Here is a 9,320-nt window from a genome sequence, read left to right as displayed (position 1 = left end):
GCAGAGCTCATAATGGCTTCAAGCAGTGCCAAGATACTTTAGAATCAATGTTTTAAGCTAGACAAAATGATACGAAGAAGTCTTCTTGTTATTTACACAAACTTCTTGACACTCCCCGAGTTTTAGCTATGGGTCTATTCAAAATGTTTATAACGGAAATACTTGTAAGCCAGCTTGCGGTCGAACAACTTTTCGGAAAGTCCAGATAGATTGGCCAGCAACAAGTACACGGCCAGATAGATCAGCCCCATGACGGCACAGAAGACCATCGCGGCGAATTTGCTGGTCAAACCGGTGACCGGAAAGACCAGGTGGACCAAGGCGCCAATCACCACCACGGCAATCAAGAGGCCAAGATTGACTGCCAGAATCAAGCCTAAGCGACGCAGGTCGAAGCCGTAGTATTTGCGAATGACGTGTAACCCGCTGAACAGAACGACGGCAAAGGCGATGCTGGTCGCCAGAATTGCGCCCAGGCCTTGTAAAGCGTAGACCAACGGGTATTGGAGCACCAATTTAACGGCCAGACCTAGCAATAATAGCCAGGTGGCTTTTTTGCTCATCCGTAAGGCCTGCATGACGGTCAACACGTTGATGCCCATCCCCAGAAGCAGGCTTTGCATCACGTTGTAACCTAGGTAGACGCCCCCGGTATGGTCGAAGTTAAAGAAGATGCCGTAAATCGGGTAGGAGAGCGCCCAAACCATGATGACGGCCGGCAACAAGAAGAACAGCAACAGGTTCAAGTTGGATTCGATGTCGCGTTGAATCCCCGCTCTGTTAGCCGTGGCGTGGGCGATTTTACTGGAGATCAATGGTAACGAGGTCTCCGAAATCGCCATGGCCAACGACACGACCACCGTGGTGATCTTGTTGGGATTGGCCGAGAAGATGGTGAAGGCGTACTGGGTCGCGTTGGCCGAAAAATGCAACGCACCTTGCATAATCTGTTTGAAGAATAGCTGGTCGAACAGTTGGCATAACGTGATGCCGGATCCCACCAAAATAAACGGAATGGATTCGTAGACGATGGTCCTGATCATGGCCAGTAAATCGCGGGTCGATGACGCTTGTTGGTCGCCCGGTACCGTGGCCGGGGCAGCCGCCCCACGCAGGCGCCGAAGCAAGTACAAGTAGCTGGCCACGGCCCCGACAAAGGCGGCGAAGACGCTGATGTAGACCGCGGCGGTGTAGTCATAATCCAAAAGCTCTAAAGCCACGTAAGTCCCGACCAGAATCACGATGACCCGAATGAACTGTTCCCAGAGTTGGGAGACCCCAAAGGGTTTGAGGTCGGAATTGCCTTGAAACCAGCCCCGTAAGATGCTCATCGAGGGCAAAATCACAATAGCGGGCACCAGGGTCCGGATCGCCGTGACGGCACTTTGCGCAGAACTGACCGGACTGTTTTTAGCGATGAGGGGAGCTAAGGCGTAGAGTAAGACCCCACAGATGACCCCGGACACCAACATGACGATGAAGCCGATTTGACCGACACGTTTAGCATTGCCGGGTTCAGCCTTCCCGTTAAAATAAGCCACGCGCCGCGCCACCGCCGACGGGAACCCCGCCGTGCCTAGCGCGATGAACAGCGCGTAGGGGGTATAAGCCGTGTTGAACAGAGCCTGGGCGGCCGTTTGGTGGCTGGGCGAGCCAATCATGTACAACCACGGAATCAGATAGACAATCCCCAAAACCCGGGAGATGATACTGCCAAAGGAGAGCCAAAAAGTTCCTGAGATGATTTTTTTATTCATAGCGTGACTACTCTCTAAATTTTAGATTTGGTGGCCGAAAACGGCACTCGTTGTTTCATTTTAAGCGTCCCAGCGCGAAAAGAAAAGAGGGAATCAGGCGGTCAGCTTCAAGCCAATCGTTGCCACTAGAATCACGGTGACCCAGAGGAGTTTGCGCCAGTCGTGCGCTTCACCGAAAAATAGCATGCCAGACAAAACGCCGCCGGCCGCACCGATGCCGGTCCACACGGCGTAGGCAGTGCCCATCGGTAGTGTCCGTAACGCGATATCGAGGCCACCGAAACTCACGCTAAAGGCCAGGACCATAGCGGTCCATACCCCCCAGGTGTGGCGGTGCAACGCCCAGCATCTCACTGAGGCCCGCAAAGATGATCCAGAGCCAGGCCATTAGGACCGCCTCCTTGCCGTGACGGTCTGCAAGCCGCCGATGCCCAGAATTAACAGGGCAATCAAACCAACCTTGACCCAACTGAAAGGCTCGTGAAAGACAGTCATCCCCACAACGGTGGTGCCTAATGTGCCCAGGCCAACGAAGATCGCATAGACGGTGCCGGCCGGCAGATACCGGCTGGCCGTAATCAAAAAGTAGAAGCTAAGGCCGACCGCTACTACTGTTAAGCCCCAGGTGCCAACGTTTTGGGCGTGTTTGAATCCAACTACCCAACTGACCTCGAAAATGGCGCCGAGGCCGATGCGTAACCAAGCTTGCATTGCTTGTTCCTCCTGACACAATCGCTAAAAAAGCCCGAGAAATTTTGTCGATGATGACAAAATCTCCCGGGCTTTTTCCCCGCCGTGTGCCGCCAGTGCGTTAACTGGCGAGGCTTTCTCTCGGACCAGGCCGTTCAAGTTGAACGCGGAACCCTAGAAAGCACAGCTACGATTGAATTGAATGGCCTCAGCTTAGCACGGCCGACGATGAAAGACAAGCGAAAAACGGCTTGAAACTCGCGAATGAAGCAAAAAATGATGTAAAAATGTAATCGATTACATCATGATAATAGCTAGCTTTCTTAAACTTTTCACAAACTAAGTGGGCCTGAAAAGGGGTAGGCAGGGGTGGCCTGAGATGCTATGCTGAAAGTGGTTCAAAGGTGATGAAAGCGGTCACCAGCAGTCATATTATTCAAGGAAAATACGTGGTATTTTCCATACTACTGGAGGTAACATTATGCAACTTGGGAGTATTGAAGCGGGAGGCACGAAGTTTGTCTGCGCAATCGGTGACGAAGATTACCGGATTCACGACAAGATTCGAATCCCCACGACCACACCAGAAGAAACGTTGCGGCAGACCGTCGCGTATTTTAAGCAATTCCCGGAGCTAAAGGCCTTGGCCATCTCGTCGTTTGGCCCGATCGAACTCCGGCACAACTCGCCGAAGTACGGGTACATCACGGATACCCCGAAGAAGGGCTGGGCGAACACGAATTTCGTGGGACGGCTCAAACAGGATTTAGACCTACCCATGTATTGGACGACCGACGTAAACGGCTCAGCTTACGGGGAGTACGTGATGTCGACGCTCTTCAACGAACAGTTGGAGTCGCTGGTCTACTTCACAATCGGAACCGGTGTGGGCGCTGGTACGGTGGTCAACGGGAAGTTCTTAGGGAGCTTAGGCCACCCCGAAGTTGGCCACGTCCGCTTGAAGCGGCACCCCGACGACCTAGACTTTCCGGGCATCTGCCCATTTCACGGCGATTGCTTGGAAGGCTTGGTCTGTGGGCCAACGTTTGAAGCGCGGGTCGGCAAGCCGGGCAAAGACGTGCCGTTGACCAATCACGTCTGGGATATCATGGCCTATTACGTGGCGCAGGCCGCGTTACAGGAAACGTTGTTGATTCGGCCGGACAAAATCGTCTTTGGCGGTGGGGTGGTCAGTGAGCCATTCTTGGTCAAGGTCCGCGCCGAATTTGCGAAGTTACTGAACAATTACGTCGACGTGGGGAAATTAACGGACTACATCGTGATGCCAGCCGTTAAGGACAACGGGTCGGCGACGGTCGGGGACTTTGCCCTGGCTCTAAATGAATACAACAAATAATTAATTAAAGGAGCGCTTGAACATGAAAGCATTAGTTTTAACGGGTACCAAGCAGTTTGAAACCCAAGATTTACCCACCCCAGAAGTGAAGCCGGGCGAAGTCTTAGTTAATACGGCTTACGCGGGCATCTGTGGCACGGACCGCGCATTGTACGCGGGCTTACCTGGTTCTGCGAACGCGGTGCCACCGATCGTTTTGGGTCACGAAAACTCCGGGACTGTTGCCGCCGTTGGCGACGGGGTCACGACCGTTAAAGTCGGTGACCGGGTCGTGGTTGACCCCAACATCTACTGTGGCAAGTGTGAATACTGCCGCACTGGGCGGCCCGAACTCTGTGACAACTTATCCGCGGTCGGTGTGACCCGGAATGGTGGCTTGGAGAAATCCTTCACGGCCCCAGCTTCCGTCGTTTACCCGATTCCAGATAGCCTCTCCTTTAAGGAAGCGGCCACCACGGAACCCGTTTCCTGCGCGGTTCACGGGATTCAACTCTTGAAGTTGTCCCCATATCAAAAGGCATTGGTCATCGGAGATGGCTTCATGGGGCAACTCTTCGTCCAACTCTTACAAGCTTACGGTGTGCACCAAGTCGACTTGGCCGGCATCGTGGACGAGAAGTTAGCGTTGAATAAGGAAAAGTTCAACGTCAAGAACACTTACAATACCACGCACGATAAGATTCCAGCCGACTACGATGTTGTCGTCGAAGCTGTGGGCTTACCACAAACCCAAGAAGAAGCGGTCGAAGCTACTAAGAAGGGCGCTCAAGTCCTGATGTTTGGGGTCGGCAAGCCAGACCAACACTTCTCCATGAACACCTACGAAGTTTACCAAAAGCAACTGACCATTCAAGGGTCCTTCATCAACCCATACGCCTTCAAGGACGCGATTGCGTTACTCGCCAGTGGTGAAGTCAACGTTGACCCGTTGATCAGTCACGTGGTCAGCTTGGATAAGGTCGAAGACGTCTTGAACGGCAATATCAAAGGCGTCAGCAAGGCCGTTGTGAAGGTTGCCGATTAGTTAGAGTCAAAGAAGGTAAGGGATTAACGTGAAAGCTGAAGTTGCAACCAATTATCGGACAGCGGCGCCGACACCGCGCGCCACCAAGCGGACGATATCGATGTCCAAAGCCGTTGCCTTCTTCATTTTATCGCTGGTGTTCAACTCTGCCGGCAACGTGTTAACGTTGGTGACGAGTGCTAAGATTCACCCGTCCTTTTTAGGCGCCGCTTACTGGTCGGCTGCCGAAGCCAACATTGGGACGGCTTTCCATTGGAACTTGTTTTGGGCGTTTCTGATCATTGGGTTTTTGACCGCGGCCTTAAATGCCGTGCTGATCCACCATTGGAATTGGAAACGCATCGCCGGCAATATGATCTTTATGGTGCCGTTTTCCGCACTGATTCAAGTCTTTCAGGATTTCTTCGATGGCAAGTATCCCGCGTTGTTTCGGGGCTTACCCGTGGCGAATAGCTTCGGGATGGACCTGTTCTACGTGGTGTTGAACTTCATCGGGGTCGCCTTCATTGCGGTGGCGATTTCGATTTACCAGCGGGTCAACTTGGTTCTGCACCCAGCTGATGATCTCATGCAAATCCTTCGTTTTCGGTACTTTAAAGGTAACGCGACCAAAGCCATGTGGGCGTCGTACATTCCGCCGACCATTCTGGCCATCATCGCCATCATCGTCACGCAACAATTTAGTAACTTCGGGTTAGGCACCCTGTTTGCTTTCGTCGCCCAGGGCTCCATTACGGGCATCGCGGACAAGTGGGTCTTCCCGAAGCTGAAACACCAAGCATTAGACGTGGGGAAAGACATCTCCACCGAGGAGGGGTAACACCATGGCAGTGCAAGATTACATCACGGGAATCCAACACGTGGGGATTCCGTCCATTGATTTAGACAAAACGATTGCGTTTTACAAGGGACTCGGCTTCAAGCAGGCCGGTCTCTTCCCCAACGGGCAAAACCGGTGCGCGTTCATGCAACTAGGCAACTTGATCATCGAGACCTGGGAAGGCGACCCGACTAATCCCACGGCCGGCGCCATCAACCACATCTCGTTGAACACGACCGACGTGGACCAAGCTTTTGCCGCCGCAAAGGAACAGGGCTTAAACCTGGTCAACGACCAGATTCAAAGTATCCCGACCTTCTGGGACAAGGGGATTCGCTTCTTCAACATTCTGGGGCCGAACCACGAAACCATTGAGTTCTGCCAGATTTTGAAGTAACGCGGTAATTCAAAATAGTAACACCTGAGAAAACCGGCTGACCAAAGCCTTCTGTGGTCAACCGGTTTTTTGTGCTAGTGGAAAAAGGGACTGACACCCTGAAAGTTCAACTTCTCGGCGTAGGTCTTGAAGGTGGTCTGGTCGATTTGACCGTTTTTAGCGGTGGTGATGAAGTAGTGGTAAAGCGACAAGGTGTTGTGGATGAGAAAGTGGGCCGTGATGGTGGCGTCCTGGCGGGTCAACGGGTAAGACGCTTGAATAGCCGTAGCGAGAGTCCGGGTCAGTTTCCGTTCGATGTAGGTCGCAAACTGGCTGTAATCATCGGAGAACAGAACCCGTTTGACGGCGGCGGAGTGGCCCTCGACGAACTGGATGAAGTCGTCAAGCAACACGCCGGGATGGTGGTAAACGTACGCGATGGGCCGTCGCTGGATAATGGCGGCCAGTTGCGCGGTGATTTGGTCGGAAAACTGGGTCACCAAATCATCGAGGGTGTCGTAATGTAAGTAGAAAGTCTTACGGTTGATGCCGGCCTGCTGGGTCAGCAACGTGACCGTGATGGCTTGGTAGCGGTGGGTCACCGCTAACGTTTCGAGGGCCGTCAACAAGGCCCGCTGGGTTCGTAAAGCCCGTTTATCAATGGTTGCCATAGTCGTCAGACTCCTTTAAGTTAAACCCCAATCATGGACAAACTGAGGTTTAAGCCCCAACTGGGCGGTAACTGGTGTGGGCAGGTCCCAGGAAAGTGCGTAAAGTGGGACGCAGAAACGTGCAGTCGCGGATTGGTTAAGACCAATATAGCATAGCGACTGCCAACAAGCGGGGTGGCCGCCTCCTCAAGGTCAAGTGAGTCAACTAAGGACCGGGTGGTGGTGACGCGAAAGGGGCGCAAGCAATGATTAAAGCGGAGTGGGGTTATTTACGGCGGCATTTGTTTATGATCGTGGTGCTCGTGGTCATTACGTTGATTCCATCGATCTATGCCGTGACTTTTTTGAAGTCCATGTGGGACCCGTACGGCAAATTGGGAGAGTTGCCGGTGGCCGTGGTGAACCACGACCAACCGATAACTTATCACGGAAAACGGTTGGCGGTGGGCCAGGGCTTGACGCGGCAATTGAAACGTTCCAAGGCACTTGAGTTTAAGCTCGTCTCGACCACAACGGCGCAACGGGGATTGACTCACGGCAAGTACTACCTGGTTTTAACGATTCCGCAGAACTTTTCACGCCACGCGACCACCTTATTAGCGGCCCATCCGCAGACCATGGCCTTGCATTACGACACCAGTGCCGGGCAAAGTCTGATTGCCAGCAAGATGGGCGAATCAGCGATGACTACCTTGCGGGCTAACGTGGCGGCACAAGTCACGCGGCTTTACGCCAAGACCTTATTCACGGCCCTGGGGCAACTGGACGGAGGCCTCCAAACGGCTGCCAACGGGACCAAGAAATTGACGACGGGAAGTCAACAGTTGCAGACCGCTGACCAGCAGGTGGTCAGTCACCTGCGGACCCTGGCGGCCAGTTCGTTGAAGCTCCAGCATGGCAGTCAGACTTTGAACGTGGGGCTCGGCCGTTATGTAAAGGGCGTGACTCAGGCGCAAACGGGCAACCAACAAGTGACTACCGGCCTCGACCGGTTACTCGGGTCGAGTGACCAGTTGGCGAGTGGCGTCACGCAATTAGACGGTGGGGCCCAACGGTTGTCTACCGGGGTCAACCAAGCGCTGACGGGGGCCACACAATTGGTCACCAGGGCGACGCGAAGTGCCACGGGAGCCCACCAGGTCGCTCAGGGAACGCAACGGTTGACGCCAGGCACTCGGCGGTTGGCGCAGGGCGTAACGCAAGCTACGCGAGGCGCCAACGCCTACGTGGCAGGGGTGCAGGCGAGTCAGACCGGGGCCACGCAGTTAGCTCAGGGGTTGGACCAGTTACAGCGGCAAACGGCGATATTACAGACGGCCGCACCTCAGCTCCAGACCGGGGCCACCAGCTTGACCAGTGGGTTAACTACGCTGGCGACCAACAGTGCCACGGTCACCCGCAACTTGCAAGCCTTACAACACCAAATCACCCAAGGACAGGGGCAACTGACCGCGGTGAGTCAGCAAATCACGACACTCAAGCACCAGACCGCTGGTGCCGGCTTGGCCAAGGTCAACCCCACACTCACGCGACTTAAAACGGCGGTAGCAGTGAGCCAGCACCTGCATGCCCAGGTGGCGGCGACGGCCACGGCCCAGAAGCTGACGGCGACGCAGAAACGCGCAGTGCTCAAGACCGTTGATCAGGCGGCCAATACCACCGCCATTACCGCGGCATTAGCGAGTCTCAGTTCGGCGGTCAGTGATGCGACGGCGAAGGCGCCCACAACCACGGGAACGACCAAAGCACTCGCTGCGGCTCAGAATCAACAAAGTGACTTGGCCAGTACCGTGGGTCAGCTCGCGACGGAGTCACAACGAGTCACGCGTGGGACGCAACAGGCGGCGGCTTCAGCGCACCAACTGACTACGGGGCTGACGCAAACCACCACGGCGTTGCCAAAGGTCACTGGCAGTCTCACGCAACTAAGTACCGGGGCCACCACACTGGCTCAAAAGATGGGGCAACTGGAGACGAGTGGCGGCACCTTAACGGCAGGGCTACAGTCCTTACAAACTGGTGCGGCCATGCTTAACAAGCACAGTGCCCAACTTAGCCAGGGCGCTACGCAAGTCGCGACCGGTACGCACCAACTGGCGACCGGAACCAACCGTTGGGTCACGCAAAGCCGCGCGTTAGGCACGGGGGCACACCAAGTTGCGGATGGCTTAGCCCAATTCCAGACGAAGGTCCCCGCATTGACTAGCGGCGTTGCCCGGTTAGCCACGGGGAGTCACCAAGTGGGCACCGGCTTGACGCAACTGAGCACCACCGGAGCCACGTTAACGGGTGGTGCGGCGCAATTGGCCACTGGTGCCAGCCAGCTCGCCCCCGGGGCCAGCCAGTTAGCGCGTGGCGCGGCCCAAACGGCTCAGGGTACGGGAAAGCTCAATTCCGGGACGAAGCAGTTAGCCACAAAATTAGGCGCGGCGGCGACCAAAGGCCGCACGCACCCGTCCACGGCGACTTATAACCAGGTGGCTCGCCCGGTAACGACGACGCATACGGACCGCGACGATGTCCCCAATAACGGGACCGGGATGGCACCATACATGATGTGCGTGTCACTGTTCGTTGGGGCGTTAGCCTTGAATCTGATGTTTGACCTCTACACACCGCGGCATT

The 9,320-nt window shown here is 55.0% G+C and carries 9 protein-coding genes and 1 riboswitch; of the genes, 5 read left to right on the top strand and 4 right to left on the bottom strand.

Features of this window, described 5'->3' with window-relative positions; all coding sequences use genetic code 11:
- Positions 1 to 134: 134 nt before the first annotated feature.
- From DXH47_RS11080 to DXH47_RS11070, 3 genes are all read right to left on the bottom strand, one after another.
- Entirely contained in the window at positions 135 to 1,757 is a 1,623-nt protein-coding gene (locus DXH47_RS11080) for a polysaccharide biosynthesis protein (RefSeq protein WP_129033372.1), read from the bottom strand.
- 93 nt (positions 1,758 to 1,850) lie between these two features.
- Positions 1,851 to 2,063: a DMT family transporter gene (locus tag DXH47_RS11075; protein ID WP_225423580.1), complete on the bottom strand. Its 213-nt coding sequence runs from the start codon at positions 2,061 to 2,063 to the stop codon at positions 1,851 to 1,853.
- 81 nt (positions 2,064 to 2,144) lie between these two features.
- The gene (locus DXH47_RS11070; RefSeq protein ID WP_129033371.1) at positions 2,145 to 2,468 is read right to left on the bottom strand and encodes a DMT family transporter; all 324 of its coding nucleotides are present in this window, start codon (positions 2,466 to 2,468) and stop codon (positions 2,145 to 2,147) included.
- Between the two features lie 61 nt (positions 2,469 to 2,529).
- Positions 2,530 to 2,636, bottom strand: a riboswitch (guanidine-I (ykkC/yxkD leader).
- 292 nt (positions 2,637 to 2,928) lie between these two features.
- On the opposite strand from DXH47_RS11070, the gene scrK reads away from it, so the two are divergent.
- The 4 genes from scrK to DXH47_RS11050 all read left to right on the top strand — a co-directional run bounded on the left by scrK (position 2,929) and on the right by DXH47_RS11050 (position 6,045).
- Positions 2,929 to 3,804, top strand: coding sequence for a fructokinase ScrK (gene scrK / locus DXH47_RS11065; protein WP_129033370.1), 876 nt, complete (start codon positions 2,929 to 2,931; stop codon positions 3,802 to 3,804).
- A gap of 22 nt (positions 3,805 to 3,826) precedes the next feature.
- The gene (locus DXH47_RS11060) at positions 3,827 to 4,828 is read left to right on the top strand and encodes a zinc-dependent alcohol dehydrogenase family protein (protein WP_129033369.1); all 1,002 of its coding nucleotides are present in this window, start codon (positions 3,827 to 3,829) and stop codon (positions 4,826 to 4,828) included.
- Positions 4,829 to 4,928: 100 nt separating this feature from the next.
- Positions 4,929 to 5,648, top strand: coding sequence for a fructose permease (locus DXH47_RS11055; protein ID WP_225423581.1), 720 nt, complete (start codon positions 4,929 to 4,931; stop codon positions 5,646 to 5,648).
- 4 nt (positions 5,649 to 5,652) lie between these two features.
- Positions 5,653 to 6,045 (top strand): VOC family protein, encoded by a 393-nt coding sequence (locus tag DXH47_RS11050; protein ID WP_129033367.1) that lies wholly within the window; start codon positions 5,653 to 5,655, stop codon positions 6,043 to 6,045.
- A gap of 74 nt (positions 6,046 to 6,119) precedes the next feature.
- Here DXH47_RS11050 and DXH47_RS11045 read toward each other — a convergent pair whose 3' ends face one another.
- Complete coding sequence (locus DXH47_RS11045; RefSeq protein ID WP_129033366.1) at positions 6,120 to 6,695, bottom strand: TetR/AcrR family transcriptional regulator; 576 nt, start codon at positions 6,693 to 6,695, stop codon at positions 6,120 to 6,122.
- 245 nt (positions 6,696 to 6,940) lie between these two features.
- Between DXH47_RS11045 and DXH47_RS11040 the strand changes: the two genes are divergently transcribed.
- On the top strand, positions 6,941 to 9,320 hold a 2,380-nt coding region (locus DXH47_RS11040; protein WP_137975628.1), incomplete at its 3' end, for a YhgE/Pip family protein.

Source organism: Levilactobacillus suantsaii, from assembly GCF_004115745.1.
GTDB classification, from domain to species: domain Bacteria; phylum Bacillota; class Bacilli; order Lactobacillales; family Lactobacillaceae; genus Levilactobacillus; species Levilactobacillus suantsaii.
The sequence above is the reverse complement of the archived record's forward strand: the minus strand, read 5'-3'. Positions and strand labels throughout refer to the sequence as shown.

What these genes read in the sequence shown, in the direction of transcription:
- DXH47_RS11080 (WP_129033372.1), bottom strand. Translation starts at nt 1,757, where the DNA reads ATGAATAAAAAAATCATCTCAGGAACTTTTTGGCTCTCCTTTGGCAGT.
- DXH47_RS11075 (WP_225423580.1), bottom strand. Translation starts at nt 2,063, where the DNA reads ATGGTCCTGGCCTTTAGCGTGAGTTTCGGTGGCCTCGATATCGCGTTA.
- DXH47_RS11070 (WP_129033371.1), bottom strand. Translation starts at nt 2,468, where the DNA reads ATGCAAGCTTGGTTACGCATCGGCCTCGGCGCCATTTTCGAGGTCAGT.
- scrK (WP_129033370.1), top strand. Translation starts at nt 2,929, where the DNA reads ATGCAACTTGGGAGTATTGAAGCGGGAGGCACGAAGTTTGTCTGCGCA.
- DXH47_RS11060 (WP_129033369.1), top strand. Translation starts at nt 3,827, where the DNA reads ATGAAAGCATTAGTTTTAACGGGTACCAAGCAGTTTGAAACCCAAGAT.
- DXH47_RS11055 (WP_225423581.1), top strand. Translation starts at nt 4,929, where the DNA reads ATGTCCAAAGCCGTTGCCTTCTTCATTTTATCGCTGGTGTTCAACTCT.
- DXH47_RS11050 (WP_129033367.1), top strand. Translation starts at nt 5,653, where the DNA reads ATGGCAGTGCAAGATTACATCACGGGAATCCAACACGTGGGGATTCCG.
- DXH47_RS11045 (WP_129033366.1), bottom strand. Translation starts at nt 6,695, where the DNA reads ATGGCAACCATTGATAAACGGGCTTTACGAACCCAGCGGGCCTTGTTG.